This window comes from Bradyrhizobium sp. 604_D8_N2_3 (assembly GCF_051810765.1).
GTDB lineage: Bacteria > Pseudomonadota > Alphaproteobacteria > Rhizobiales > Xanthobacteraceae > Bradyrhizobium > Bradyrhizobium barranii.
The window spans coordinates 283,323-310,215 of record NZ_JBPWPM010000002.1 but is presented as its reverse complement, the minus strand read 5'-3'; the positions used below and the strand labels follow the sequence as shown (position 1 = coordinate 310,215).

The 26,893-nt window shown below is 59.8% G+C and carries 24 protein-coding genes and 5 pseudogenes; 16 read left to right on the top strand and 13 right to left on the bottom strand.

Annotated features, from left to right (window positions below):
• The first annotated feature begins 105 nt into the window (after positions 1-105).
• Positions 106-489, top strand: a complete 384-nt coding sequence (locus tag AB7245_RS46340) for a DUF1236 domain-containing protein (protein ID WP_231145605.1) — start codon at positions 106-108, stop codon at positions 487-489.
• A gap of 626 nt (positions 490-1,115) precedes the next feature.
• Here AB7245_RS46340 and AB7245_RS46335 read toward each other — a convergent pair.
• Positions 1,116-1,964: an IS3 family transposase gene (locus tag AB7245_RS46335; RefSeq protein ID WP_283019028.1), complete on the bottom strand. Its 849-nt coding sequence runs from the start codon at positions 1,962-1,964 to the stop codon at positions 1,116-1,118.
• Positions 1,913-2,263: a transposase gene (locus AB7245_RS46330; protein ID WP_063981905.1), complete on the bottom strand. Its 351-nt coding sequence runs from the start codon at positions 2,261-2,263 to the stop codon at positions 1,913-1,915. The genes AB7245_RS46335 and AB7245_RS46330 overlap by 52 nt, the downstream gene beginning before the upstream one ends.
• A 172-nt stretch (positions 2,264-2,435) precedes the next feature.
• Between AB7245_RS46330 and AB7245_RS46325 the strand changes: the two genes are divergently transcribed.
• Positions 2,436-3,992 carry an ISL3 family transposase gene (locus tag AB7245_RS46325; RefSeq protein ID WP_135217323.1) on the top strand — a complete coding sequence of 519 codons (1,557 nt, stop codon included), beginning with the start codon at positions 2,436-2,438 and terminating at the stop codon, positions 3,990-3,992.
• Between the two features lie 197 nt (positions 3,993-4,189).
• Here the strand turns inward: AB7245_RS46325 and AB7245_RS46320 are convergent, their stop codons facing one another.
• Entirely contained in the window at positions 4,190-4,474 is a 285-nt protein-coding gene (locus AB7245_RS46320; protein ID WP_162478977.1) for a hypothetical protein, read from the bottom strand.
• Positions 4,475-5,566: 1,092 nt separating this feature from the next.
• On the opposite strand from AB7245_RS46320, the gene AB7245_RS46315 reads away from it, so the two are divergent.
• Complete coding sequence (locus AB7245_RS46315; protein ID WP_439035953.1) at positions 5,567-6,238, top strand: DUF6894 family protein; 672 nt, start codon at positions 5,567-5,569, stop codon at positions 6,236-6,238.
• Positions 6,121-6,516, top strand: a pseudogene (locus AB7245_RS46310) (NYN domain-containing protein); the annotation flags it as partial. The gene AB7245_RS46315 and the pseudogene AB7245_RS46310, both read left to right, overlap by 118 nt.
• A gap of 5 nt (positions 6,517-6,521) precedes the next feature.
• On the opposite strand, the pseudogene AB7245_RS46305 reads toward AB7245_RS46310, so the two are convergent.
• Both AB7245_RS46305 and AB7245_RS46300 read right to left on the bottom strand, forming a co-directional pair.
• Positions 6,522-7,061 (bottom strand): annotated as a pseudogene (locus AB7245_RS46305) (transposase); the annotation flags it as partial.
• A gap of 593 nt (positions 7,062-7,654) precedes the next feature.
• A pseudogene (locus AB7245_RS46300) lies at positions 7,655-8,782 on the bottom strand (TAXI family TRAP transporter solute-binding subunit); the annotation flags it as partial.
• Positions 8,783-9,277: 495 nt separating this feature from the next.
• Between AB7245_RS46300 and AB7245_RS46295 the strand changes: the two are divergent.
• The 3 genes from AB7245_RS46295 to AB7245_RS46285 all read left to right on the top strand — a co-directional run bounded on the left by AB7245_RS46295 (position 9,278) and on the right by AB7245_RS46285 (position 12,774).
• The gene (locus AB7245_RS46295) at positions 9,278-11,212 is read left to right on the top strand and encodes an AI-2E family transporter (protein ID WP_439035952.1); all 1,935 of its coding nucleotides are present in this window, start codon (positions 9,278-9,280) and stop codon (positions 11,210-11,212) included.
• A gap of 118 nt (positions 11,213-11,330) precedes the next feature.
• A complete protein-coding gene (locus AB7245_RS46290) occupies positions 11,331-11,612 on the top strand; it encodes a c-type cytochrome (RefSeq protein WP_049808111.1) in 282 nt (93 codons plus the stop codon).
• An 892-nt stretch (positions 11,613-12,504) separates the two neighbouring features.
• Positions 12,505-12,774: a hypothetical protein gene (locus AB7245_RS46285; protein ID WP_063982904.1), complete on the top strand. Its 270-nt coding sequence runs from the start codon at positions 12,505-12,507 to the stop codon at positions 12,772-12,774.
• 426 nt (positions 12,775-13,200) lie between these two features.
• Here the strand turns inward: AB7245_RS46285 and AB7245_RS46280 are convergent, their stop codons facing one another.
• The gene (locus AB7245_RS46280; protein WP_063982903.1) at positions 13,201-13,443 is read right to left on the bottom strand and encodes a DUF6894 family protein; all 243 of its coding nucleotides are present in this window, start codon (positions 13,441-13,443) and stop codon (positions 13,201-13,203) included.
• A 517-nt stretch (positions 13,444-13,960) separates the two neighbouring features.
• On the opposite strand from AB7245_RS46280, the pseudogene AB7245_RS46275 reads away from it, so the two are divergent.
• The 4 genes and pseudogenes from AB7245_RS46275 to AB7245_RS46260 all read left to right on the top strand — a co-directional run.
• Positions 13,961-14,321: pseudogene (locus AB7245_RS46275) on the top strand (hypothetical protein).
• A gap of 382 nt (positions 14,322-14,703) precedes the next feature.
• A complete protein-coding gene (locus AB7245_RS46270) occupies positions 14,704-15,054 on the top strand; it encodes a transposase (RefSeq protein WP_063981905.1) in 351 nt (116 codons plus the stop codon).
• Positions 15,003-15,851, top strand: a complete 849-nt coding sequence (locus AB7245_RS46265; protein WP_283019028.1) for an IS3 family transposase — start codon at positions 15,003-15,005, stop codon at positions 15,849-15,851. The genes AB7245_RS46270 and AB7245_RS46265 overlap by 52 nt, the downstream gene beginning before the upstream one ends.
• Positions 15,852-15,871: 20 nt before the next feature.
• Positions 15,872-16,210: pseudogene (locus AB7245_RS46260) on the top strand (hypothetical protein); the annotation flags it as partial.
• On the opposite strand, the gene AB7245_RS46255 reads toward AB7245_RS46260, so the two are convergent.
• From AB7245_RS46255 to AB7245_RS46235, 5 genes are all read right to left on the bottom strand, one after another.
• Positions 16,207-16,728 (bottom strand): YciE/YciF ferroxidase family protein, encoded by a 522-nt coding sequence (locus AB7245_RS46255; RefSeq protein WP_085398682.1) that lies wholly within the window; start codon positions 16,726-16,728, stop codon positions 16,207-16,209. The pseudogene AB7245_RS46260 and the gene AB7245_RS46255 sit on opposite strands and share 4 nt — an antisense overlap.
• A gap of 323 nt (positions 16,729-17,051) precedes the next feature.
• Positions 17,052-17,270: a response regulator gene (locus AB7245_RS46250; RefSeq protein ID WP_161495746.1), complete on the bottom strand. Its 219-nt coding sequence runs from the start codon at positions 17,268-17,270 to the stop codon at positions 17,052-17,054.
• A 45-nt stretch (positions 17,271-17,315) separates the two neighbouring features.
• A complete protein-coding gene (locus tag AB7245_RS46245) occupies positions 17,316-18,359 on the bottom strand; it encodes an AI-2E family transporter (RefSeq protein WP_439035951.1) in 1,044 nt (347 codons plus the stop codon).
• An 826-nt stretch (positions 18,360-19,185) separates the two neighbouring features.
• Entirely contained in the window at positions 19,186-19,389 is a 204-nt protein-coding gene (locus AB7245_RS46240; protein ID WP_439035950.1) for a hypothetical protein, read from the bottom strand.
• A 796-nt stretch (positions 19,390-20,185) separates the two neighbouring features.
• Positions 20,186-20,404 carry a hypothetical protein gene (locus AB7245_RS46235; protein ID WP_063982882.1) on the bottom strand — a complete coding sequence of 73 codons (219 nt, stop codon included), beginning with the start codon at positions 20,402-20,404 and terminating at the stop codon, positions 20,186-20,188.
• Positions 20,405-20,622: 218 nt separating this feature from the next.
• Here AB7245_RS46235 and AB7245_RS46230 point away from each other — a divergent pair, with 218 nt between their 5' ends.
• The 5 genes from AB7245_RS46230 (at position 20,623) to AB7245_RS46210 (ending at position 25,435) form a co-directional block, all read left to right on the top strand.
• Positions 20,623-21,054 carry a pyridoxamine 5'-phosphate oxidase family protein gene (locus AB7245_RS46230; RefSeq protein ID WP_038953432.1) on the top strand — a complete coding sequence of 144 codons (432 nt, stop codon included), beginning with the start codon at positions 20,623-20,625 and terminating at the stop codon, positions 21,052-21,054.
• 421 nt (positions 21,055-21,475) lie between these two features.
• Positions 21,476-22,369 carry a DUF72 domain-containing protein gene (locus AB7245_RS46225; RefSeq protein ID WP_439035949.1) on the top strand — a complete coding sequence of 298 codons (894 nt, stop codon included), beginning with the start codon at positions 21,476-21,478 and terminating at the stop codon, positions 22,367-22,369.
• Between the two features lie 58 nt (positions 22,370-22,427).
• Positions 22,428-23,933, top strand: coding sequence for an FAD-dependent oxidoreductase (locus AB7245_RS46220; RefSeq protein ID WP_439035948.1), 1,506 nt, complete (start codon positions 22,428-22,430; stop codon positions 23,931-23,933).
• Between the two features lie 35 nt (positions 23,934-23,968).
• The gene (locus tag AB7245_RS46215) at positions 23,969-25,000 is read left to right on the top strand and encodes an ATP-dependent DNA ligase (protein ID WP_439035990.1); all 1,032 of its coding nucleotides are present in this window, start codon (positions 23,969-23,971) and stop codon (positions 24,998-25,000) included.
• Between the two features lie 234 nt (positions 25,001-25,234).
• Positions 25,235-25,435, top strand: coding sequence for a hypothetical protein (locus tag AB7245_RS46210; protein ID WP_085398676.1), 201 nt, complete (start codon positions 25,235-25,237; stop codon positions 25,433-25,435).
• A gap of 188 nt (positions 25,436-25,623) precedes the next feature.
• Here the strand turns inward: AB7245_RS46210 and AB7245_RS46205 are convergent, their stop codons facing one another.
• A complete protein-coding gene (locus tag AB7245_RS46205) occupies positions 25,624-25,797 on the bottom strand; it encodes a hypothetical protein (protein ID WP_179945624.1) in 174 nt (57 codons plus the stop codon).
• Positions 25,798-26,063: 266 nt separating this feature from the next.
• A complete protein-coding gene (locus AB7245_RS46200) occupies positions 26,064-26,702 on the bottom strand; it encodes a hypothetical protein (protein ID WP_439035947.1) in 639 nt (212 codons plus the stop codon).
• Between the last annotated feature and the right edge of the window lie 191 nt (positions 26,703-26,893).

Sequence of the window (26,893 nt, the reverse complement as noted above, 5' to 3'; positions counted from 1 at the left end):
CGGTAACAGTCTCCAGATTTGACGTGCCTTTCATCATGCGGGAACCGGAACAATGGTCCGACCCCGTGGTTGACGGCGCATCAACAACCACTGGAGAGTGTGGACATGAAAACCCGTCTTGCGATTTCGTTGGCTGCTGTGTCGCTGCTGGCGTCGAGTGCAGCCTTTGCCCAGTCGACGACTGAACAGGGCGCCAGGGACGGCGCACGTGCGGGTGGCGACGTCGGTGGCCCGGTCGGCGCGATGGTCGGCGGCACCGTCGGTGCGGCCGTTGGCGCCGGCCTCGAAATTCCGAATGCCGTGCTCGGCGGAATTCCGCGCGACGACTCCGTCGTGATCCACGAGCGCGTCGTCGTCGGCGAGCCGTTGCCCCCAACCGTGGTCTTGCGCCCGGTGCCGAACTACACCGAGTATCGCTACGCGGTCGTGAATGATCGCCGCGTCATCGTCGAGCCGCGCACGCGCCGCGTCGTCAAGATCATCGACTGATCGGTCAGAGCGTGAAGGCTTTGAACAGCCGGGCCCTGCGGAGCGTCACTCCGCGGGGCCTTAGTTCGTCAGACCGAATTGCCGCGAAACCGCGGCGCCTGCCCTGGTTGGGAGATCAGGCGTTGCGAGAAAACCGCCAGGCAACTGTGGCGGTTTTCTCGTGCTCGAGGCCGTCGAGGTGCGGGCGGGGTGCTTTTAAACGCACCACGAGGCCGCGCGGCGAGTCCTGGCGCGGCCCTGTTTTGTTCGAACCGGCGCGACATCGCCGGAGGCGCCCGGTTCGTGACCTTGATCCAGTCGCACGTCCGCGGCCGACAGCTCCTTTCGCGGTGCTTGGAAACGATCCCTCGAGGTTCATGCGGCAGGCCGCATCGAGCAGATCCGGACCGATCGCGCCGGGCTCGAAGGGCGCCACGAAGATGCCCTGGGCCGCCGGCGTAGCAGCTTGCCGAGTTCGGCCTTGCGCTCGAATAGCGGCAGCTCGCGAACGTCGCCGGCGTCAGCAGCGGATCTCGAGCGGCTCGCGCTGGCGCGATCGTTTGCGCACGGTCTGCGGGCTGATCCCAATGAAACTTTTTGTCCCGGCGGAAATTGTGCATGGAGTGGGCGCCTCGGAGCAGACGGGGTCAGGCTGCTGGTTTGACCGTTCGCCGGGTGTGTTGATCCTCGAATTGCATAGGACTGAGATAACCGAGTGCCGAGTGAAGCCGTCGACCGTTGTAAACCTCCTCAAGGAAGCGCGGAAGGTTTTCGGCAACGTCGATGAAGGTTTCGAATGCCATCGGATAAACGGCTTCGACCTTGAGTGTCTTCATGAAGCTCTCCGCCGTGGCATTGTCGTATGGGTTGCCGCGCCGGCCCATGGAGCCGATCAAGCCGTGGGCGGCAAGATGATCGCGATAGGCAGCCGCAGCGTATTGTGATCCACGATCGGAATGATGCACGCAGCCGGGAGGTGGTTTGCGGCCTTCGATCGCGGCGGCCAGGGCCGCGAGCGTCAGCCGGGCGTCGATCGAGCGGCTGATGGCGTATCCGACCACTCGCCGTGACCAGGCATCCAAGATGACGGCGACATAGACAAAGCCGCCGGCGATGGCGACATATGTGATATCGGCCACCCAGAGTTGGTCGGTACCGGTGGGAGTGATGTCGGTGGCGAGATTCGGGAAGGTCGGCTGACCGTGATCGCTGTCTGTTGTCACCATGAAGCGGCGACGTAATCTCGGCTGAAGGTCATGCTCACGCATCAGGCGGCGGATCTTCTTGTGATTAACGATCAGGCCCTGCTGGCGAAGCGCAGCCTGGACGCGACGCCAGCCATAGTGCTCGAACTCGTCGCAGATAGTGGCGATCGCCTCAACGATCGCAGTATCATCGGCCGCCTTCTCAGAGCGGTCATAGTAAGTCGAGCGCGCAATCCCCATCAGCCGACATCCTTCCGTGACGGAGAGGCCGCGGGGCCGGTGATCGCGGATGTAGGCTCGCTTCTCCTCCGCGGTCGTGCATGCAGAGCCCCCTTTAGAAACTCGAGCTCCAGGGCCTGTTTCCCGACCAGCCTCTCGAGGGCGGCAATTCGCGCCTCATAATCCTGGAGAAGATCGGCCGCCGCCAAATCTTCATCGAGAGCGCCTGCCTGAAACTTCTCGACCCAGATCCGGATCAGATTGCGGGAGATGTCATGCCGCTTCGCGAGCCCGTGCAGCGTCTCGCCGCTCAGATACTCTTGCGACACCTGCCGTTTGAACTCGACGCTGTGGGTTCGGTGCTTTGCCATGGGCCTTCATCCTCTGAAAGCCCGGCCGTCCGGTCAATTATTGAAAGCCAACCTGTCCCCCTGGAGGGCCCACTCCATAAGCCGGGGGATCGGCGTCCAAAATTGGCTCTGACTCACTTTTGATGCAGTTCGAGGGATGTCTGGCGCTTTGATTTGGGGGAGAATCAGCGCCATGCAGCAGGCACTCCAGCGCTCCAGTCTGGTGCCGAGTGGATTTGTTGTAGAGAGTGCGTACTACGAAGGTGATAAGGCTGTTATTGCGGTCCGGGCGTCGGGAAGCATTGGTCTGTGCCCATCTTGCGGAACGGTTTCCCGACGCGTCCATAGCCGATACCGGCGTCGTGTGACTGATCTTCCCCTTTCGGGGCGGATCGTACAGCTTCTGGTGATTGCTCGTCGCTTCCGTTGCGGCGCCGTCCTATGCGGGCGCCAAATCTTCACCGAGCGCTTCGCCGAAGGGGTGCTGGCACCGTCGGCGCGACGCACGGCAAGGCTGGACTCTATCGTCCATCACCTCGGTCTGGCACTTGGCGGTCGACCGGCAGCAGGCTTCGCAAAACGGCTAATGCTGCCGGTGAGCAAGGATACGCTCCTTCGCGTGGTCCGACGCCGTAGCCGTCCGCCAGCTGATCCGCTCAGGGTTATCGGCATTGATGATTGGGCCTGGCGGCGCAACCACAGATACGCCAGCATCATCTGCAACCTGGAGCGGCGCCGAGTAGTCACCCTGCTCCCGGATCGGGAGCCCGCAACTGCCCAAGCCTGGCTCGCTGCTCATCCCACGATCGCGATCGTTGCCCGTGACCGTGGTGGGGGATATGGCGAAGCGACAGCAAGAGCCTTACCGCATGCGGTACAGGTTGCAGATCGTTGGCATCTGATGGAGAACGCCAGTCGGGCCTTCCTCGATGCCGTTCGCAAATCGATGCGCCAGATACGCACAGTGATCGGCGCGACCACGATTGATCCCAAGCTGCTAACAGCCGCAGAGCGGATCCAGTATGAGGGTTATCTGCGCCGCGAGGAGACCAATGCGGCTATCCTGGCTCTGTCGAAGAATGGCATACCTATCAAGCAGATCGTGCGTCAGACTGGTCACAGCAGGCAGCTGGTACGGCAGGCGATTCGCGGCGAACGACACGATGTCTTCCGGACCCGGCAAAGTTCGTTGGACTTACACTTGCCGTGGCTCGACGATCAGTGGGCGTCCGGCTGCCGAAACGGGGCTGAACTTTGGCGTCGTTTAACGGCGCGTGGCTTCAGAGGCTCGCTCCGCGTCATCAGCGAGTGGGCGACCCGCAGACGAAGGGCTGAAAAGCCCGACGCACGAAACCTTCAGCGGATTCCATCGGCCAGAACGATCGCGCGCCTCATGACAATCGGCGGAGATCTGCTCACGAAAGCAGAGACCGTCACGGTCGCGGCAATCGAAGCTGGCGTACCATCCTTGGTCGAGGCTCGCGAGATCATCGCCGAATTCCACTTGATGATCCGACGCAGAGCCGAAGCAGGGCTCACGCCGTGGATCGACCGCGCCCGCGCCAGTCTCGTGACTTCCTTCGCCAGCGGCGTCACGAAGGATGAAGCGGCGGTTCGGGCGGCAATCACTTCGCCCTGGTCCAACGGACAGACTGAAGGTCAGATCACCCGCCTCAAGCTCGTGAGAAGGCAGATGTACGGTCGCGGGAAAATCGATCTCCTTCAGGCCAGGCTAATCGGTGCAGAATAATCGGAGCTGCACCAAAATTGCGTCAGAGCCAAATTTACAGGCCGATTGACAGCCTTGTCGGCGGCAGCGCGGTCGACCAGCCGACCGAAGTCCTTTTCGAAGGGGCGGCTAGGGTCTTATTCTGCTCAGTTTTCTGCCGCTCGTGCCCCTAAGCAGACGCAAATTGCGGAGGAGGCACGCAGCAACGCGGTTTGCCTCTATTCCTTGGTATGTGGCTGACCGCTGGCAGTGAGGTCGTCTTCCACCTTCCCTTCGCTCTTGAGCTTTGCGGCTCTGTCCTCGTTCTTCTTTGCTGACTCTTCCTTATCGCCTGGAGTGGCGCATTGCGAACCGGCCTTGAGATCGCCCCTCACCTGAGCCTCGTCGGCTGAGTTCTGCTGGGATTTGTCCTGCTGGAGCTTGTCCTCGCATTGCTCGGCCGACGTGGTGGCGGGGATGAAAGAGAAGGTCAGTGAGAAAGCAATTGCGATCGATCGATGCACGGAAGTGTTCCTTGATATTGTGCAATTTACGTCGTAGCCAACGCGTCCGGCGCGGCGTTCATTGAACTAAAATAACCTAGGACCGGACAGCTAGTTCCCGGCTCTCGGCTGGCGCCCCTGTTGGGGTTGAGCGGACTTTCTGCGGTCAGCCGCTTGATGAGCACACGGCTTAACAGCCCCGGCAGATACTTTTGATCTTCTTATCCAGAGCCTTGTCCGCGGGATCGCGAAGCTCCGCAGCAGGTCTAGGATCTTGCTGACCGGCAGCCGCGGGCTGCGCGCGGTGATAGTGGCGCCGGCTTTTCGCATCTGCCGTTTGAACGACGGGGAGTGCTGCAATAAGGAGCGTATACAAAACGACTTTCAGCAGTTTTTGCAAATCTTCCCCACCGTTCTGTCTGCCTTGGTGTTCTCTTGATCTATTTTAGCGTCGCTGTCCTGGGTGTTGGTTGTCGTCGTTCTACCGATGCCGCCTGCAGGCGCCGTGCTCCGCGCGCTATCGCCTGGAGATCCGGATGAGGTCGCGGTACCGGCGGCATTGGTGCCGGGTGCCTGTACGCCCGTGGCCGAGCCGTTTCTTTCTCCCGTCCCCTGGTTAATTGACGGGGCTGCTCCGGGAGCTGCCGCGGTGCCGGTTGGGCCGCCGGTCATCCCCGAAATTGTGCCGGCGGAATTTGCTGCGCCGGAGGCGGCACTTCCCGTGGCTGAAGGAGAAGAGGTCGCGCCGGCGCTGCCCGCAGCTGAAGAGGCTGCTCCACCGGCGCTTCCACCAGCGGACCCGCCGCCGCCGCCGCCTCCGCCGCTACCGCCTCCACCTCCTCCGCCTTGAGCGAACGCGGCACAGGGAAGGACGATAGTCATGGCGAGAGCGAGACGAAGGAGTTTCATGCTGCGATTCCTTTAGCGACCAAGCGGCCTCCGGTAATTTCGTTCCTATCGCCGACGCGGCTTCGCCAAGGCGAAATCGATAACCCGGGCTGCCACGGAAGCTTAATCTGCGCGCTCCGCAAGGCTTTGCGGCCGCGCAACATCGTCAGCCCTGGACCGGAGTTGTTATGCTTGCTTGGTATTCGATGCTGACACTTATGGCCGATGCCCTTTAGGTCATCGACGTTCGGCCGCGGCAGATCGCGGCGGGCACCAGCACTGCCGGCGAAATGTTCCTTATGGTCACTGAAAAGCTGGATGCTGCGGCGGAGGCCCGAACGATATTCATGCGTGGCGGCGACAGCGGCGAGGTTCTCGATCCCTACAGAAAATCGTGGCCTTCAACGTCAAGCGTTTGTCGGCAGGCAAGACGGTCGGCCTGAGATTAAGAGGCGGCCCATAGGAACGCGGCGCAGGAACGATTGTTTCGATCTAGCCGGTGCGTTCACGGCCTGCGACAGGGTGGGACATCAATGTGCGTCCCGCCGCGAGGCGAAGGAGCACGCCAAGTTCATCGCTCATCGCATAGGCGGTGAGAAGCCACCCTTCGCGCAGCCTGGCAACTACATCAGGGTCCGGGATGAACACGGTGTAGAGATTTTCGAGGCACCGATACACGTTGGGCCTGGCTATTCTATGCTCAGGCAGCTTAGGCGGCGAGCCGCCATTTTTTATGCCATTCCTTCCGTCTGCGCGTTTTGTTGTGCGCTTCTTTGCGCGCCGTGGACGCCATGGAGCTCGCCGAGCATATCGACCAGATGGTGCTGTTCTCGGGTGACGGCGACTTCCGGTCCCTGGTGGAGGCGGTGCAGCGCCGCGGCGTTCGCGTCACCGTGATTTCCACGATCGCGAGCCAGCCGCCGATGATCGCCGACGAGCTGCGTCGCCAAGCTGACGTGTTCACCGACCTCGTCGAGCTACAATCCAAGCTCGGCCGCGACCCGTCCGAACGCCCCGCCTCGCGTGCGTTGGGGCTACATCAGAGATTTCCAGCTAACGCTGTTCGAGGGCCGCTTAGGGTCAAAATGCGAAGAACTCAATGTGAGAAAATCAGGTCTGCCCTGGCTCACCCGGACATTCGTGAGGGCGCTGCGAATTCGCGAATGGGCCAGTAGCGGCCGAGCTGAGCGAGATAGCGCGCAACACTCTCCTCCAATTGCGTGCGCCGCCGCTCGACTTTGCCGCGCGTGAAGTTCTTATCGCGATTATTGACTGCTTTGAATTTGCTGCCGTCGATGGCAACGCTGGCTGTCGCGAGCAAGCCCATCTTGCGGCACACCTCGAGGAGGCTCGCGCAGACCTTTTTGATGCCGGGACCATTGTCCTTGCGGAAATCGGCAATCGTTTTGTGATCTGGCGCAAGCCTGGCGAGCAGCCACATCACTTCGACGTTGCGGCCAGCTTCACGCTCAAGCCGGCGGCTCGAATGGACACGGTTGAGATAACCGTAAATGTAGAGCCCTAAGAGCGCGGCCGGATGATACGACGGCCTACCTGTGCCGGCAGGCTCAACGCCACCGAACCCAAGTTCAGCCAGATCGAGGGCTGCAACGAAGGCGTCGATCACGCGAACCGGATTGTCATCTGCAACCCGGTCGTCCAGGCATTCCGGCAACAAAGTAGATTGCCCACGATCAGCTCCTTGAACGAAACGAGTCATGCCAGCCCCGCCGATTCACGGGAATCATAGCAGGCACGGCGTTTTCACACAGCCAGGGTCAAAACGCGAAGAACTCAGCAGGAGCAAATCTCGTCCGCCTTGCCATACTAAGCGGACCTCAACGAAACGCTCCGCTACTTCGCAGATGGGCGAGCAGCGGACCTCCGGCAACATCACGCGCCGCGCGGCGCGCGTGTCTTGAAGGAGGGCGCAATAACTGGCGACAAGCGCCCGTCGACGAACATCAGCGCGTGATCGGAGGGCTTCCGTTATCTGAAGACAGGCTGTGTCGGAGCGGAGCTCCGAAACGGATCATCGGAAGTTGAGAGTCCTCGATTGGGGGGCGGAGTGGCGCCGGGGAATGGGTTCCGCCAAGCTTCCTCACTTGTGCGATTGCAGAAATCCGGATGGCTGCATTTGCTCACCGAGTCTTGCCCCGTCAAGCTACCGAGTGCCCGCCTTGCAGGATGTGATCGGCGGGGCGGGTGGCGTGGAGGTGCAGCTTGCATTGCGGAGTGGGAGGTATAGTCCCGGTCTCGAACCTTCTTGGAGTCCACCTGGGAGTTCATCCGTGCCTGCGCGTTTCTCCCTTGTTCCCAGGTCTGAAATTGCCGGAATAGCGCTTCCTTATCGGCCTCCGACTGGATGTTGGCGACGGCGGGGGTCTCTTGCAGGAATGCCTCAAAGCGTTCTCGCTTTACCGGTTCGAGGCCGTGTTGGTCGAGCCATTGCTGTGCGAGCGGCAGGCGATTCCAGCCGGCGAGTGGTGCCGTCAGGGAGACCTCCTTCCACTTGGGATGAAAGGGCGGGTTCTGCAAAGCGGCGAATTTCGTGAAGAAGGCGTCAACGAACAGGGCGAGCTTGCGACGGCGTTCAGTGTTGGGAGCCCAATTGTATGCTGCGAGCACCGCCGGCACCGCGATCGTTTCCACCGTTTCTCCCTCGGGAATCAGGTTCGGATAGTCTTTCGAGGTCAACGTCGCCGGCAGATAATCGCTCTGCAGGGGCTTCGAATAGGCGACCGCAGCAAGATGAAAGGGGCCGTCATTCTTGAAGGCAGTGACAGACAGGTATGGCTTGCCGCCCACCACGATGACGGCGTCGAGCTCGCCCTTCTTCAACTTTTCCATTGCGATCCGCTGCTCGATATAGACGAAGTTCGCTTTGATCCCGAGCCGCTCGAAAACTGTCAGTGCAGTCACAAACGTGCCGCCATTGGGCAGGTCGACGCTCACCGTCTTACCTTCGAGATCGCTCAGAGTCTTGACTGCCTTCGGTGCGATGACCTGCATCTCCTCATTGTAGAGCTTGGTCACATAGGTGAACTGCTTCTTGATGTTGTTGGCGAAGCCCTTCTTCTCGAGATAGTCGAGCGTGTCGGCGCGCACGATGCCGAGATCGACGCCTTTAAGAAAGAGGATGTCGGCGATGCTCTGCACCGAGCCTCGACCGGTGATCGGCAGGACGCGCAGCTTACCGTCGTCGTCGAGCACGGAAGCGAGGTCTGCACCGAACTGCACATAGGTGCCGCCGATCGTACCAGTAAGCAGCGTGACCGTGTTGGCGTTCATTGCCTTCTTGGTCGAGACCGAGCCGAATTGGAAGACTGCCTTCAGGCTGTCACTAACCTTGGCCGGGTCATACTCGGTCTGTCCGGCATGGGCCGCAAATCCAGAAGCCATCAAGATCATCGCGGCAATCATTCCAAGGAGTTGACGCACAACATCCTCCTGGCGTGTGGAACCTGCCACACGGACACAACCTCTCGAATCGTTGATCGTTCCCATGGCGCCCAGTGGAACACTGGGACCGAACACTTCTGCTCCGGGTCAAAAGGCGAAGAACTCAGCGTGAGCAATTCTCGTCCGCTACGCCCCACTAAGCTGACCTCAGTGAGGGGTGTCGCCACTTCGCTGATGGGCCAATAGGAGACGTGCTCACCAGCAAAAGTCTTCCCGAGACCGGCCAGTGCCGAGCGCGGCTTTATCTTTCTCGCAGCACGAAACCTTTACGCTGCTCATCTATTGGTGTGTGTAGCGGCGAACCGGAAAACGGCAGCCGTCTGAGAAAGCCGCGCGGAGTAATGCCCGAGCGGCTTTTTCATGCAGATCGCGCCGTGTCCTTATCAGCGCATCAGCAGGCTCCGAGGTTTGGGACGAAAGCAGATGAGGCCTTTAGCGAGACAGCCATTTAGGGCACGTACCACCGAAGAACTTATGGCGCTGCTCAGCGCAGTAGCTACTGCAATTCTTGCGGTCATCATTATCTCGATGCTCTATTTTGGCCGGGATATCTTCGTGCCCGTTGCTTTGGCTATTCTACTAAGCTTCGTGCTGGCGCCGCTGGTCGGAATACTGCAGCGTATCCATGTCCCCCGCGGATTAGCCGTCGTGAGCGTGGTTATACTTGCCTTCTCGCTGATTTTCGCGATGGGGAGTCTCCTCGCCACGCAACTGACGCAACTCGCGGGAGACCTCCCGCGTTACCAATCGACGATAAGCGAAAAAATTCAGTCCTTCCGGGACACAAAAGCCGGCAGGGGCACGCTGGAACGCGCCTCCGACATGCTGAAGGATCTCAGCAAAGAACTTGATAAGCCAAAGGATGCACCATCCGCACGTGGCTCAGGCTCTGTCGCTGGTTTCAACACGCCCGCGCCGCTGGCGCCGGTTCCGGTAGAAGTACGCCAGCCCGATCCTGGCGCGCTGGAAAGCCTGCGGACTTTGATCTCGCCGCTGGTTCATCCTCTCGCGACAACCGGCATCATCATTATTTTCGTCATCTTCATTCTGCTTCAACGCGAAGATCTTCGTAATCGTCTCATTCGATTGGCGGGGTCATCCGATCTCCAACGTACGACGGCGGCGCTCGACGACGCGGCGAGCCGCCTTAGCCGGCTGTTCCTGACTCAGCTCATCTTGAACGGCGCATTTGGCGTGGTGATCGGGATAGGTCTGTGGCTCATCGGGATTCCAAGCGCGATCCTTTGGGGCATCCTGGCGGCAGCTCTCCGCTTCGTTCCCTACATCGGCGCCGTCATCGCGGCCGCGTTCCCGCTTGCGTTGGCAGTAGCCATCGATCCCGGCTGGTCGATGCTGCTATGGACGCTCGCGCTTTTCCTAGTTGTGGAGCCGGTCGTGGGCCATGTCATCGAGCCGATGGTTTACGGCCACAGCACAGGGCTTTCTCCAGTTGCCGTGGTCGTGTCGGCAACGTTCTGGACTGCACTATGGGGTCCAATCGGGCTCGTCCTCGCGACGCCGCTGACGGTGTGCCTTGTCGTGCTAGGGCGTCATGTGGAACGTCTGGAATTTCTTGATGTCATGTTCGGGGACCGGCCGGCCCTTTCTCCCCCCGAAATATTTTACCAGCGGATGCTGGCTGGTGATCCGACGGAAGCCGCCGAAAAGGCCGAAGAATTTCTGAAAGAACGGTCGCTGGCCTCGTACTATGATGAAGTCGCCTTGAAGGGTTTGCAGCTAGCGCAAGCCGATGCCGAGCGCGGCGCGCTTGACCAGGAACGTCTAACGAAGATTCGAGACGCGGTGAACGAATTTGCCAGCGACCTTTCGGATCAGGAGGACCGGCCGCCGGCGAAAAGCAATTCAACCACCGACGCGGAAGCATCGTCTGCGGTGGAAAGCGTTGCAGAAAATGCGACAAATGAAACGTTGCCCATTCTCAGCAAGGAATCCCTCCCGCCGGGATGGCAGGGTGAACATCCCGTCCTCTGCGTGGCGGGGCGCAGTCGCATCGATGAGGCGGCCGCGATCATGCTGGCTCAGCTCTCGACGACGCACGGCCTGGCGGCGCGAGTGGAAGGGGCGGAAGCGCTCTCCACGACGAATGTCTTCCGCCTTGATACCAGCGGCGTTGCGATCGTATGCCTGGTCTATCTCGATGCCAATGGACCAGCGCACATGCGTTACTCCGTTCGACGCCTAAGGCGAAAGTTACCGAAGGCAACCATTATCCTGGGCTGTTGGGTCAAGGAAATCGACCCGGCTGCGCTGGAATTGTTGCGGGAAGGCGCGAAAGCCGACCTCGTTGCCGCGAGCCTCGGTGAGGCGGTCAAGCTGTGCATCGAGGCGACGGGAGTGAAGGACCAGGAAGCCTCCAAGCAGGAAATGTCCGCAACAGTAGCTGCGTGAAGTTTCCATCATGGCGAGATTTCCCGTCGTGAAATCAGGCAGACGTTGTCGGCATATGTCCAATGCTGGAAAGGTTATTTGAGTGTGGAACCAATCTAATCGAATTCGCTGCGTCTTGATGGTGTGCGCGACAATCACGACGACTTCGACTTTCGCGGCTAACCCTGATCAAGGCGAAAACCTCGTCAAACGATGGTGCGCAGGCTGCCATCTTGTCGCAGCCGATCAGAAGGGCGCGAGAGCCGACGCTCCAACGTTCGCGTCCATCGCAGCGAGGCCGGATTTCGACCCCGCCAAGCTAGCGTTCTTCTTGCTCGATCCACACCCGAAGATGCCTAATATGCAGCTCAGCAGGGATGAAGCGTCAGATATCGCCGCCTATATCGCGACACTCAAGTAGCAGCAGAAAACACGCCGCCGACGCGGAGCACGCGCGATCCCGAACGTTCCGCGCTTGATGACCGACAAAGTGTGGTCGAGTTCAAGAAGTCCGCAGCGCGCCCATCTGCTGCCGAAGATTGGTCTACTGTACACCCACCATGTGCGGTCAGCGACGCAATTTGATGCCTTGAAAAGAGCCAAACCGTCCTTTTGCCTGAACAATCGACGTCACCAAAACAACGGGATCGCCTTGCCCAGTGGCATAGCCGCCACCTTCGAAGCCGCACGAGGCTTTCGAGGCCGCGTGGTCCGAGCTGCGGCTCACCATCCCAGACACCGCCTTCGCCGAATGGCGCCAAGACCGGGACTGGTGGGCCGAGGTTGCGGCCAAGCGGGCGCGGGGCGAGAAGCTCGACAGCGAGATCCGGAGCACGCTGATGCGCTGCGTCTGCGGCACCACATTCAACAGCTGGAAACCGGCGGAGAGCTACCCGCACCGCGTACACATCACCGCCGCGCAGGCGGCCATTGGGTACTGGCCGAAGTAGGCCTCCAACTGAGGCGGCCTTACTCCGCGGCGACAGGCTCAGCCTAGCGTTTTGTCAGAGCCTCTGCGGCCAGCGTCCGATCTAACCACTCGTCGGCAAACAAGCGCCATTGAGCTTTAGACGACAAGACGTCAGTCTTGTCTGCCTGCTCGCGGCACTCCTCATACCCACGAGGAAACTTCGCTGCATCTTCGAACATGGCACCCCGCTGTGGATCATAAACTCCAAGGAGCGGTTTATCCGGGTTTCGATCCTAGCGAGAGCAGGCCTGATGGCCAAAGGAAAATCAAAGTCCTGCCGCGCCATTTTAACTTAGGCTACTGAGATCAAATATAGGCCAGGACTGGCCGATGAGACACGCCTATGGAGCACACCGAAGAACGCCCCTATGCGAACCCGGAGGCGGCTGCGCGCAAGCTCCTCGAGCTCGCAGCCAACGTCGCGGCCGTGCAGGACGGCCGCATCTACATCGAGCGGATCAACGCGCTGGTCATGATCGGGCTGGAGGGCAGCGGGCGCGAGTTCGGCGCCGGGTTGAAATACGCGATCGAGGGCGGCTGGTTGTCGAAGCATGAAAGCGGCACCTACGTGAAGCTGACGCCGCCTGGGGAAGATCTGCTGCCTCGCACATAGGAAGGTACCAGGCGAGATTGGCCGCCAACTGAGGCGGCCTTACTTGCTAATGCGGGGAACGAGCGCAGCCACACTGAATGCCACTATGCAGGCGACGGCTAGGGACCAGAGCGTTATGGCAGTCTCTCTAGGCATGGGCCCCAACGTCATGCACCACCGTTTCAAGCGGGTTAATTCATGAAGTAGATGCTCGTAATCGCTATGGCGACCAGTAGTGCGCCACCAAACATCGCAATGGCAAAACAGACGCGCGCCGGGATCGGATACGTATGGAAGTGGGGTTCCCTGATCATGCTACGGCTTCTCCTGCGTTTGGAGCTCAACCGGCAGTTCCGATGAGTGGAACCACTAAAATCCCTTTATGAGACGGCGTCGAGTTAATTCGGTTCCGCGGTGCAAAGACCGGAACGTTCTAGCGAGGCGGCCTCAATGCCCGCGCCGTTCGACCTCGAATGTGAATTTGAGCTGGAGCACCGGACCGCCGTCGTCCCGGACTTCAATCGACATCTGGTGGCTGCCGTCCCCCGGGGTCCGAACGGCATCTCGGGCCATATCGGCCAGCGAGCGCGCCGCCTCTTCTTGCACCTTCTCTACGGTCGAGAGTTCCAGACCTTCCTCATCCGAGAAAATCTCGTCACCCTCTCTGATGTCAAAGTAATACCGTCTCATCAGACCTGAACGACGCCAACCTCAAATTGTTTCTTTCGTAAAACGGGCCACTCAACTAGGCGACTGATGCCGCAAGCAGGCCGGCCCCCCCACCTCTGCTCGTTCCTCGCGAGAGAAGCAAGTCTATCCAGCTAGCCAGCCAAACCGACATAAGTTCGGGCGATGTCGGCGCGATCTTTGGAAATGCCGCTCGCGCCAGAAAGTCTCTTGTAGAGGTCAGCATGTTCTCGGCACTCAGCAATGTTGATCACTGGCTCTGCCTTCTGTTGGCCGTGCGCGTCACAGGAGCGCCTTCCCCGCTGGCTTGCCTACTACCAAGTTAGGCCCCGTTAAAATCAGTCTTATGACACTGGTTAAATACGGAAGCGCCCGCTTCAGTTTGGAAAAGGAACCACAAAGGCGACTGATATTTGAGTCGTCGCTGGCTCGCTGGCCGAGCTGGCGGAGTGGCCCTGGCCTACCCCCTTTGACCCCTTTGCCGGGGCCGTCTCTCGCCCTTGTCATGTCGGACTAGCGTATGCGTGGCTCGCCCTCGATCTGCCGGCCGACCGCCTCGACCGCGACATCTATCTGGTGCTTGAAGACTTCGGCGCGCGCGCCGGTTGCGCCTGGCGCGAGACCGATGAGGCTGACACTGACATCGAGACGATCCTGCAAAATCTCCTGTCCGGCCAGTACGCCTATCCGGTCCGGATTGTTTCATTCAATCCCGTTGAGGGGTGGTCGCGGGATGCGACTTCCGACGTCGCGGACGCCCTGGCCCAGCGCGCAGCCCGACACGGAGCCCGAGATCTCGTCTGCGCTGCAAGACTTCATCCGCCAATGCCACACAGCGTTTCGACATGCAGCTAGCCCTGACCTTGCGCGGTGTCGCCTGACGGTGGCGGACTTCCGCTCTAGGTCAAAGAGGGCAACGCAGGTTCGAAAACAATCGGGTCAATGGCCCGGCGCTGACGCCGCTGTTGAAGGTCGACGCTTTGGCAGCCCGTGGTATCGCAAAGAGATACTGAGCTGATGCGCTTTGACAGCCACCGACGAAACGCCTCGGTTCAATTCAGCGGCTATCTCTTCGCGGCGGTGATTCCCGGCCATCGTCTTGAGCTTCTCAAGGTCTTCTGAGGTCCATGGGCGAACAGAATTGGCCATATGCCGATCCTCCGAAACGAAAATTTGGCCCGATGCTGGAGTGGGCCCTCCAGGGGGGACAGGTTGGCTTTCAGTAATTGACCGGACGGCCGGGCTTTCAGAGGATGAAGGCCCATGGCAAAGCACCGAACCCACAGCGTCGAGTTCAAACGGCAGGTGTCGCAAGAGTATCTGAGCGGCGAGACGCTGCACGGGCTCGCGAAGCGGCATGACATCTCCCGCAATCTGATCCGGATCTGGGTCGAGAAGTTTCAGGCAGGCGCTCTCGATGAAGATTTGGCGGCGGCCGATCTTCTCCAGGATTATGAGGCGCGAATTGCCGCCCTCGAGAGGCTGGTCGGGAAACAGGCCCTGGAGCTCGAGTTTCTAAAGGGGGCTCTGCATGCACGACCGCGGAGGAGAAGCGAACCTACATCCGCGATCACCGGCCCCGCGGCCTCTCCGTCACGGAAGGATGTCGGCTGATGGGGATTGCGCGCTCGACTTACTATGACCGCTCTGAGAAGGCGGCCGATGATACTGCGATCGTTGAGGCGATCGCCACTATCTGCGACGAGTTCGAGCACTATGGCTGGCGTCGCGTCCAGGCTGCGCTTCGCCAGCAGGGCCTGATCGTTAATCACAAGAAGATCCGCCGCCTGATGCGTGAGCATGACCTTCAGCCGAGATTACGTCGCCGCTTCATGGTGACAACAGACAGCGATCACGGTCAGCCGACCTTCCCGAATCTCGCCACCGACATCACTCCCACCGGTACCGACCAACTCTGGGTGGCCGATATCACATATGTCGCCATCGCCGGCGGCTTTGTCTATGTCGCCGTCATCTTGGATGCCTGGTCACGGCGAGTGGTCGGATACGCCATCAGCCGCTCGATCGACGCCCGGCTGACGCTCGCGGCCCTGGCCGCCGCGATCGAAGGCCGCAAACCACCTCCCGGCTGCGTGCACCATTCCGATCGTGGATCACAATACGCTGCGGCTGCCTATCGCGATCATCTTGCCGCCCACGGCTTGATCGGCTCCATGGGCCGGCGCGGCAACCCATACGACAATGCCACGGCGGAGAGCTTCATGAAGACACTCAAGGTCGAAGCCGTTTATCCGATGGCATTCGAAACCTTCATCGACGTTGCCGAAAACCTTCCGCGCTTCCTTGAGGAGGTTTACAACGGTCGACGGCTTCACTCGGCACTCGGTTATCTCAGTCCTATGCAATTCGAGGATCAACACACCCGGCGAACGGTCAAACCAGCAGCCTGACCCCGTCTGCTCCGAGGCGCCCACTCCACTTCTGCGCCAGCGCCACGCTCATCGAAAAACATGAGATCCGCCGCAAGCGGGAGGCCGGGCTCGTCGGCGAAAGGCGCGGGCAGGAGGCCGCCGCGCTCGACGCCGCCGGTGCAGCGCTTGGGGCTGTCGGGATGTTGGCGTTCGCGGCCGTGTTCTGGTGGATCGTCGAGCGTAGCGTGGCCGGCGCGTTCGCCGCGGCGTCGCTGGCCTGGCTCGTCGTCTCGATCACGTGCTGGTTCGCAAGACGCAAGCTGCGAGCGGTCCACCGGCCGCGACGAAATAGCGACCCCGCGATGTCGGGGTCGTTAGGGCCGGGAGACACGTCTTAGGCGGCGCTGGAGCTGGAGGCCTTGGCATTCACGCCCTTGCGCAGCGCCACCGTATTGAGTTTGGTATTCGCCGCCTTCTCTTCGTTCAGGTTGGTGGTGAGGAAGCGTACGATCTCGTCGTGGCCGAGCTCCTCGGCCCAGGCAATCAGTGTCCCGTACCGGCAAATTTCGTAGTGCTCGACCGCCTGCGCATTCGCGACGATGGCGGCGTCCAGAACCGCCTTGTCCTCGATCTCGCCCGCGGTCTCGTCGGCTTCCCTGATGATGCCGTCGATGGCCGGGCACTGCGCACCACTGGGTTCCCTGCCTAGCTTCTCGAAGACCTTCTGAAGCCGCTCGATCTGCTTATTGGTCTCTTCGAGATGGTTCTTGAGGCCCGTGACCAAATCGCGGTTAGTGGCCTTGTCGATCATCTTCGGCAGCGCCTTCGTGATCTGTTGCTCAGCATAGTAGATGTCCTGAAGCCCATGGATCAGCAAGTCATCCATGGTTTTGATGTCCTTGGTGAAGATACCCATAATCGATTTCTCCTCTCGCAATGATGGCAATGGAACGCGGGAGGTCTTCCGCTGTTCCACTAAGACGCCGATGAAGACAAGACCGGAAGCTTCGCCGTCCTGCTGGGACGGGCGGCCATAGACGTATGGGGCGACATGCCCGGGATATTCAGAAAGCCCTGTTCGATAGAGAATCCGAGCGCGAAGAACTCGCGCACCTGCTGCACGATCGTCATCCCGCACGTTGCATCCGGTCAACCCTTCCCAGGAACACCCGGCGCGCGGTAGATATATGATGTCGCTGCGGATAGCGTACATGGGGGCGAAGATGGCTGGAAACACCATCACGACCACCGGTATCGCAGTTCCGGGTGATGCTCGCGGCAGCGTTTGGCGATCTGCCATCCGTCGATCTTCCCGGGTAACCTGATGTCGGTGATGAGCACCTCCGCGACCGCCGCTTGCAACAGGCAAGCGCCTCGTCGCCATCGGCTGGAACACGTAAAGGCCTCCTCGCGCAGAGCGTCGACAACGAATTCACGGATGAGAGGATCATCTTCCACGACGAGTACGCGCCGAGGTAATGGGCAGCCCGCACGCCGGCGCAATCAGTCAAACCTGCTTCGCTCTTCAGGCCGAAAAATCCACTCTCGCCAAACCGTCAATAGTACGGCCATGATGACTGGTCCTAAAAACAAACCGAGTAGGCCGAAGGCAGCCAGCCCCCCGAAAATTCCGACGAACGCAAAGAGGAAAGGGAGCCGCGCCGCGCCCCCGACCAGAGTTGGCCACACAAAGTGATCCCCTGCAAGCATGACGGCCGCGCCCCAGAAAAAGACGCCTGCGGCTGCGATCCCGCTGCCACCGCCGGACAAAAGCGTCGCGGCGGCAGCCGTGAACACTGCCCAGGCACCGAATGGGAGCATCGCAAAGGCCGTGGTTATGATGGTAAACATCACGGCATTTGGTACGCCTGCAGCAAGGTATCCGACGCCGATCAACGAGCCTTTGCCGATAGCGACGATCACGGTACCGTTCACCGTCCCTCGGATCGAATCCACGATCTTCTGCACCACGCCCTCGCCGGGGTGCCCCAGGATGCGATCGCACGTCTCGATGGTACGGTTAGCGACCGAGCGGCCGTTGCTGAGCAGCACGAACAAGGCAAATAGGGAGAAGAAGAGCATGAACAGGCGACGCATCAGCTGACCGCCGAAAGTGTTGAATAGACCAGACGCATCATCCGCATTGATGGTCTTGAGCCAAGCAGTCGCGGCTTTCGGATCCGACAGATTATCGCGCCACCATTGCTGCGCGATTTCTGCTACGACCGGCAGGCGAGCGATCCAGTCGGGCACTTCGATTCCGCTCTCCCTGGCCTTCTTCAGCCAGTTCGCGATGTCACCGCTTTGCTCGGCCACCTGGTAGATGGCAAGCGCCATGGGCGTAAACAGGATGAGCGCGACGATCGCCGTAAAGGCGACGGCTGCCAGCCTTGTTGGGCCCGAGGTGAGCCGTGCAGCGAACTTGATGTAGAGAGGCCACAAGGTGACGGCGAGAATGGTTGCCCAGATCAAAGGTGGCAGGAATCCCCTCGCTGTCCACAGGGAGAGCGCTACCACCGCTACGGCAAAGACCACCCGGGCGTTCATGCGCGCGCCCGAACCAAGTGGGAGCGGCTTTTGCTGCACCGGGTTGCGAGATGCGTCGCGATCCGAAGCTGTCGATGTGCCGGGCTTTGCTATCCGCTTGCTAACCGTGTTCGGGCGACCCACTTGCTACCTCGCTTGGCGGTCCGGCGCTCGTCGATCCTACCGGGGTCGCTAATCTTGCCGTGAAGTAGGCGCCGCTCGTCAGAAAACATCCGAGGCTTGATCAAGGTTCCATCCAATGTACGGGGCCTCTCATCGCTCTTACGGCAGAAAAGACCATTGTTCACGCAACAGGCGGGCGCCGCCTTAACAAGGCCGGGCTGCCCACGTGGGCTGCCCTATGCCGGCATCTAGGTAAGCCGATTTACTTTTTACTTTCGGTTTCTGTCGAGTTCCTGCGCCAGGCCAAGATGATGCTGCAGAGCATGCAAGGGTTTGTTCGCCCCATCCTTGTTTCGGATCGTCACCGCCTTCAGCGTAACGTTGAAAAAGGGAGGCCTTGTGAGCGCTCACCTGCATCGGACCCTACTCGCCAGCACCGTGCCTTCATGCGAGCCTTTGTCCAACCGCTTGACGCTTTGAGAGATGAGATCCGCAGTCGATGCTTGATAAAGTCCGGTCACTCTTTTCCGTGGACTGGGCGCGCATCGGCTGCGAGCCGAAGGCTGGACGCTTCGGCAAGTGTCAGCGGAAAATCTACGGGTCGGGGTGGGGCGCCGGAATAAGTCTAAAGTCACTTCCGCCTGTCGGAGAAATCAATCCGTCCGCCGGTGCCGCTTCCTTTAGAGGTTGCCGAAAAGAGAAGCCGTGATGGGCGAGCGCCAGCCTAGGCCACGTCAAACTCTGTCTGCAACTTCCGCACTTCCTCACCCAAAGCCGCTTCGGCGGATTCCTCCAGAGGCTTCTGCCGGATACCGCCAAGTTGCCAACTGGGGCTGTAACCCTTTACGCGGATCAGCTTGAGGCCGGTTACGCCAGACCGCTTCTCGAGTTCGTCGGCGAGCTCATGTTGATACACGATTGCTTTCATCCGGCGGGTTCTCCAGGCGCATCACACTCGAGCGGCTAACAGTCCCGGCAGATGCTTCTGATCTTCTCGAGGGCGCGGTCGGTCGGGTCCCACAGATCCTTCTTGGGTCTAATCGTACCGATTTGCTCCGCCGCCCGCGGGTATTGCCTATGCGATCCGGGCCGTTTTCCACTAGCGGAAATCGGCTCCATCAAAAAAGGCCCCAACATGAGGATCAACACGATGCTCATTTGCAGTTTTTGCAGATCGACCCCACCATCCTGTCCGTGTTGCTGTTCTCTTGATCGATCTTGGCGTCGCTATCCTGCTGGTTGGTGGTCGCAGGCCTTCCGATCCCTCCGGCAGGCGCGGTCTTCGCAGCCGCGGCCGAAGAGCCCGAGGAAGCAGCGGTGCCGGCCGCATTGGTGCCGCGCGTCCGGGCTTCGCTTTCGGTGTCGATCCTTTGCCCCGGTTCGTGATTGACGCCGGGCTGCGCCGTTGCGGGGGCATTGCCGACGGTGGAGTTGCCGGGAGAGCCAACGGTTCCGGCGGGATTTGCTGGGCCAGACCCTGCAGTGCCAGCGGCGTTTGTAGCTGAAGGTGAGGATGTCCCTGTATCGCCCGCCCCGGAGGAGGCTGCGCCGCCGGCTCCTCCGCCCGCGGACCCACCGCCACTGCCTCCACCACCGCCACCTTGAGCGAAAGCAGCGCAGGGAAGGATAATCGCCAAGGCCAAGGCACAACGAGAGAGCTTCATGTCGCGACACCTTTAACGACCAAGCGGGCTCTCGAGGTTTCGTTCGTAGAGTTATGCGTGCTAGGCGTCGAGGACGCCGAATTGCCGCCGGTAAGCATCGATCGCCCGGTTCGAGAGCAGCAACCTGCTACGTTCACCGTTCCGGACCATTTGCTCGATCTTATGGGAGAGAAATTGGCTGGCTTCGGCAGCGTCGCCGAGGTCGCCCGAGCGCTCGAGGAACTCCCAAGCGATCTGGACCGAATGTTCAACAAGATGAGAAAGTGGGGTGTCGACCATAGTGAGCCGAACGCTTGCTCCTTCCCAGGGTTCCTAGGCCACCTCGGAGGACGCAATGCGTGGTCGAGGTAGATGCATCCCATTTGCCATCGGCCGGCGTCCGAGAGCAATGAGCGGCGTAATCGCTTGTCGTCGCTCCCACGGCTAACCAGTTGCGGACCTCAAGGGAACATGGGTTGAACCCCCGCAGTTGCTCCCCGGCCAATGGAGAAGGAAAGATGTCCAAGAAATCGCTCGCTGAAATCGCGAAGGAAATGGCCGGCATCGACATCGCCATTCTTTCGACCCACACAGAAAACGGTGAGATCGCCAATCGACCCATGAGTAACAACGGCGACGTGGCTTACGACGGCACGTCTTATTACTTCACTTACGAAAAGACGCGGACAGTTTCTGACATCCAACGGAATCCTAATGTCGCGCTCGGATTCTCATCCGAGGCCGGTCTATTCGCCGAAGGGATCTATGTGGCCGTCGAAGGGACTGCCGAACTGATCCGCGACAAGGCCGTCTTTCATCAGCACTGGACAAGTGATCTCGACAAATGGTTCGAAAATGGCGTGGATACTCCAGGCATTGTCCTGATCAAGGTCAAAGCCAACCGCGCGACCTATTGGAAAGGTCGCGAAGAAGGTGAGGTTGGACTCTGACTGAAGATTCAACCGGGGCGAAACCCTAGTGGGGCCAGCTCTTTCGATGATTTTTCCGCAACCGCAAGACCGGCGCTATCACGATTGTACAGTCACCCAATCTCATTCTGTGGATTGTGATCGTGGCCGGCCTTTTGCTCTGGGTATGGCCATCAGCACGCAAAGCAAACTTGGCCCTGACGATCGCGGCCAACGGTGGCCTCGTTCTCTGGACGGTGGATGAAATCGTCCGTGGCGTCAATCCTTGGCGGCGCTCTCTCGGTGCAGTCGTTCTTCTCTACGAATTCACGACCCTTTTTAAACGACGGTAAAGATTCCGCACGCGGGAGCGGGAGCCCAGATGTCGCCGCGGGCTTGCATTGTAACGGCGCCAGCAGGGCTCGCGAGGCTGTAGCGGTAGGCAATCGAGGCTCGTTCGCAGATGGCACCACCGACGCGGATCGAATTGACGCCCGAGGAGCTCCGAGAACGAAGACGTCTGCGACGCGAAAAGCAGCGCGAGGACAATATCAAGCGTGCCGCAAAGATGCATGCTGCTCGCCTCAAGACAAAAACTGACCGTCCAAAGGATTCGCCGCGGCACAGACAGTTTGTCCACGTCGGATGCTCCGGCTGGCGTTATTGGAAATGGCGGGACTCATTCTATGCAGACGTGCCGCAGACCGAGTGGTTTAATCATTATTTAAAGCGTTTCGACACTGTCGAAATCAATGCATCCTTTTACTCGTGGCCGACAGTCGCCGGTGTTCAATCCTGGCGGCGGCAGCCCGGGAGAAAGAAGTTCATCTACACCGTCAAAGTCTCCGAACTCATCACCCACGTGAAACGATTCAAAGCGACAAAGACGCTCATCCGGGATTTTGGAATGATCGCCGACATTCTGGGTGACCGGATGGGCTGCTTTCTGTTTCAAATGCCGCCGAGCTATCGTTACACCAAGACCCGGCTTAATGACATTGTCAGCCAGCTGGATCCCGAGCGTCGCAACGTCGTGGAGTTTCGGCACGCGAGTTGGTGGAATGAAGAGGTCTATGAGGCTTTTCGTAGCGCGGGGATTATCTTCTGCTCCTGCAGCGGGCCACGCTTGCCGGACGAACTCGTTCGGACGAGCGATGAACTCTACATCCGCCTGCACGGCCCAAAGCGATGGTATCGTCACGATTATTCCAAGAGCGAGCTGGAGATCTGGGCCAAAAGGATCAAGGCGAGCGGTGCGAAGCGGGCCTGGGTCTATTTCAACAATGACAACGACGCGCACGCTCCCAAGAACGCGACAACCTTCAGGCGCATACTGGCCGTTGTGCTCAAGGTCTGACACTTAGAATTGGAACTCGGCCTGACATGGGAACGTTCTCACGTGTTTGGAGAACATCATGACCAGCAAATCGCTCTGGATGGATATTGACGTCGCACCTGATGCGCGCGTGCTCGATGGCGCCCAGGAGTGCGACGTCGCCGTGATTGGCTCCGGGATCGCCGGGATATCAACGGCCTATGAGCTTTGCCAGCGCGGCAGGTCCGTCATTGTCATCGACCGCGGCCGCATTTGCGGTGGCATGACGTCGAGGACGTCGGCTCACCTTGCTCCTTTGTGCGACGATCTCGTCAGCGAAATGACGAAGATCAGGGGGCACGAGGCGACAAAGCTCTTTTGCGACAGCCAGGCGGCTGCCATCGACCGCATCGAGGAAATCCAGAACATAGAGAAGATCGACTGCGACTTTCGCAGGCTTGACGGCTATCTCTTTCAGGGGCGGGACATGCCGTCCGATATCATCGACCAGGAAATGGATGCGGTCCGCGAGGTCGGAGCTCCCGTCCACCGGCTGATGGGCGTATCCCTCAAAGGGTGCGAGGGCCGCCACGTTCTGCGCTATCCCAGGCAAGCGACTTTTCATCCCCTCAAATACCTGGCCGGGGTGGCAAAGGCCTGCAGTGAGAATGGCGTGACCTTTTTCCGAGACAGTCCGGTCGACGAAGTGACTGAAGACAATGGTGTCGTGACGGTTAAAGCCGCGCGCGGCGCCATTCGCGCCAAACATGCCGTTGTCGCAACCAACTCTTCGATCTCCGACCGCTTTGCCATCCACACGAAGACGGCTCCCTATCGGACCTATGTTATCACCTTCGAGATCAAGCGCGGTGCGCTACCTGACGCGCTCTACTGGGATACTGAAGATCCTTACCATTATGTCCGCCTGCAGCCCGGTCCCGCCAATACCGACTATGTGCTGGTGGGAGGCGAAGATCACAAAACCGGAGAGGCAGACGACGCTGATGAGCGTTTTGACAGACTGGAAGCTTGGGCCCGCAGCCTGGTTTCCGGCCTCGGCAAAGAGACGCATCGCTGGTCCGGGCAGGTGCTCGATACAATCGATTATGCCGGCTTCATCGGACGGGATTCCGGCGGCAAGAATATCTACGTCGCGATGGGCGATTCCGGGCAAGGCCTGACGCACGGTGTCGCCGGCGCGATGCTGAATACGAGCCTCGTTTTTGGTGAGGATCACCCCTGGAAAGACATCTACGAGCCGGGCCGGGTTCCTCTTAAGGCCGCGAAGAACTTTGTGACTGAGAACATTACCGCACTTAAAAGCTTTGCTGAGTATGCGGCGCCTGGCGAGATTAACTCACTGGACGATCTCAAGCTTGGCAAAGGCGCGGTCGTGCGGCGTGGACTGAAAAAACTTGCAGCCTTTAAAGACGAGGCAGGTGCGCTGCACCTGAGGTCGGCGAGTTGCACGCATGTGGGTTGTCACCTGCATTGGAACAGCTTTGAGACGTGTTGGGACTGCCCCTGTCATGGATCGATGTTCGATGTCGACGGACAGCCAATCAACGCTCCTGCCATCGGGCCTCTTGCTCGTGTGGAAGACTGAGCGGCGTGAAAAAGCGCCGCATCGCAATCAAGGCCATGGAGGCCCGTTCGGTCGACGCCATTCCGATCGGCGAGCTATGGCTGTACGAACCGAAGTGGGATGGCTTCCGTTGCCTTCTGGTGCGGGAGGGCGAGCAAGTCGACCTCCATTCGAAGTCCGGGCAGAACCTCAACCGGTACTTTCCCGAAGTCATGGCCGGCGCGCTTGCGGTCCGCGAAAAAAGCTTTGTCCTCGATGGCGAGATCGTCGTTCCGACCGGCGGTCAACTCTCATTCGATGATTTGTTGCAGCGCATTCACCCTGCTGCAAGCCGCGTGAAGAAACTGGCGGCAGAGAGCCCGGCCTTGTTCCTCGCGTTCGACCTCTTGTTGAAAGGCGGAAGCGATCTGGCGGGTGAGCCTCTCGCCAAGCGGCGGCCACTTCTGGAGAATTTCGCCGCTCGTTTCTTCTCGAAGACAAACCTGTTTCGCCTTTCGCCGGCCAGCTCGAAGCTGAGGGATGCCCAACGTTGGCTCGCGTCGGCGGGCGGTGGAAGCGATGGCGTCATCGCGAAGCGCCTCGACCTTCCATACCAGGCCGGCAATCGAGAGGGTATGCAAAAGATCAAGCGTTATCGTAGTGCGGACTGTGTCATCGGCGGCTTTCGCTACGGCGAAAACCGTCTGGCGGGCCGGCAGGTCGTCGGGTCGATTCTTCTCGGGCTCTACGATGACGACGGGTTGCTGCATCACGTTGGATTCTCGTCGGGGATCAAAGCAAAGGACAAGCCGGCTTTGACCGACAAGCTCGAAGCCGTCAAGCAAGCTCAGAGCTTTACAGGAAATGCCCCTGGCGGTCCCAGTCGCTGGTCCACGAAGCGATCGCCAGAATGGCAGCCGGTCAAGCCGAAATATGTGGTCGAAGTGTCCTACGATCATTTCACCGGCGGTCGCTTCCGTCACGGGACTTCGATCATCAGGTGGCGACCGGACAAAAAGCCTTCTCAATGCACGTTCGAACAGGTTAGGCAAAGAGCCGATCGCACCCTCTTATCCAGGCTCGGGATTGGTGGACGTTTGTCTCGGTAAAGAGGTTGCGCACCGTTACTCCGGAATGAGCGGGCGCTACCGTTGGTATAATGCGCTCGCGAGCAGCCCGCGATCCGGCTTGTTGACGTTGTCGCCGGACATGTTTGGATTGCGAGCACTACGGCGGTCCTCCCCTTGGCGCAGTTCATCAGGGCGATATCGCCTTGTCCTGGCTCTTATCGGGGATGAGAACGCCATTAGCGCTCCCGCCTTCCTCAGGAATGCAGCAGCGCTATGCAGCACCGTCGCCGTTTCAAGCAAACTATGTCCCTTGAGGAACGCCTTGCAGAAGAGGCAAGGCGTCTTCGTGAGAAGGCTCAGTCGCTTCCACCGGGTATCGAACGGGAGCGCACAATCCGCAAGGCCAGGCAAGCCGAGACCGGCGCGCATATGAGCGAGTGGTTCAGGTCGCCCGGTCTGGCACCACCGGAATGATTGGATGTCGCGCCTACATCCTAGGCCCGGATGGCCATAGTTAGCGGCTTGTCGATCCCATGAAGAGGCCAAGGAGCAGACCGAAAGGCTAGTGGACGACTATGACGTGCCACCTGAAACGCAGGATTTGCGAGGTCAAATCAAAAGGGTAGGGCCGCCTCAGTTGGCGGCCTCCGAGTGGCCAGCACCTAACCGGCGGGTTTTTCTTTGTCCGCGTGCGGCTGCTCGCCACGGTTTTCGGCAGTCTGCTCCGAATCCCCGGGCTTCTTCCCGGCCATGTTCCCAGGATTGAAATGGTACTTGCCGTCCGGATTCTCGCCGGGCTGCTTCTCATTTGGATTTTTGTTGTTGTCGTCGGCCATAAGGCTGTTCCTTTAGAGGGAGGAACAACATGCAACAGGGCGGGCAATCCCTTAGTTCCTACCAGTGGCACTAATTCACTTTCGCGAGTGGCCTATTTCGGCCAGTACCCACTTATTCGCCAACAGCGGCGCAGAAGCCGACTCTTCACGAAGTCCGCTAAGGGGCCGCAAGCGGACTCATCGGGGCAGCAGGACCGATAGGGACGCGCGTTTCATCGCGCGCGCCCCGCACAGAACCGTCCTGGCGCGGATGCAGGATCGCGAGATCAGCGGACCGGCAGCATCAAATGCTCGTATTGCGTGCCAGGCCACATCACATAGGGCTTCGTTGGGTCGGCCTTCGCGTCGCGTGGATAACCATCCAACATCTTAGCGCCAGAGCCCACGATCATTACGTGTGCGCCGGTTTTGATCCAATTGTTGCCGGGCTCTTCTTTTGTTGCATAGGGGTCGGTGTTGCTTGCACCTCCGTCCCCTTGCAGCATGTACATGAACCCTACCTTATTCGCCGGTGGCTCCTTGTGCTCCATCCATGCCGTCGCCCATTCCATCGCGTTTTGATCGCCGCACATCGGGTCGGGGTTGGCCGGATCGGCATGGCCCGGCATGCACGTCCACTGCCCAGTTCCTTTGCGCAACGTCCGCATCTTGCCGTCGTGATCCATAGCGACGATCGTTGCGTCTTTGGCGATGGCCTCGGGTGCCGCGGACAAGGACAGCTTAATCAGCTCCTCGTCGCTCATCTTGTGGCCGGTTGACTGTTGAGCGAAGGCGTAGCTCGGCATAAGCGCGAGGACAGATAGAGTTACATAGGCCAGCGATTTCATCGCGAAATCCTCCATGAGTTTTCGCTGATGCCAGCCGCGGGGGAGCCGGAGGCCGGCGTCTGCGCTGAGGTCTTGCACGTAGTTATCCTAGCCTCCTTTTGAGCTCCTGAAACGCGCCATTTGGCCGCTGCGGAACGATCAGCGCCGGGACTTCCGCTCAGGTCAAAAGCGAAAAACTCAGCGTAAGCAAATCTCGTCCGCTGCGTCCCACTAAGCTGACCACAGTGAGGGGCATCGCCACTTCGCCATTAGGGCAAGAAGCCAAATTG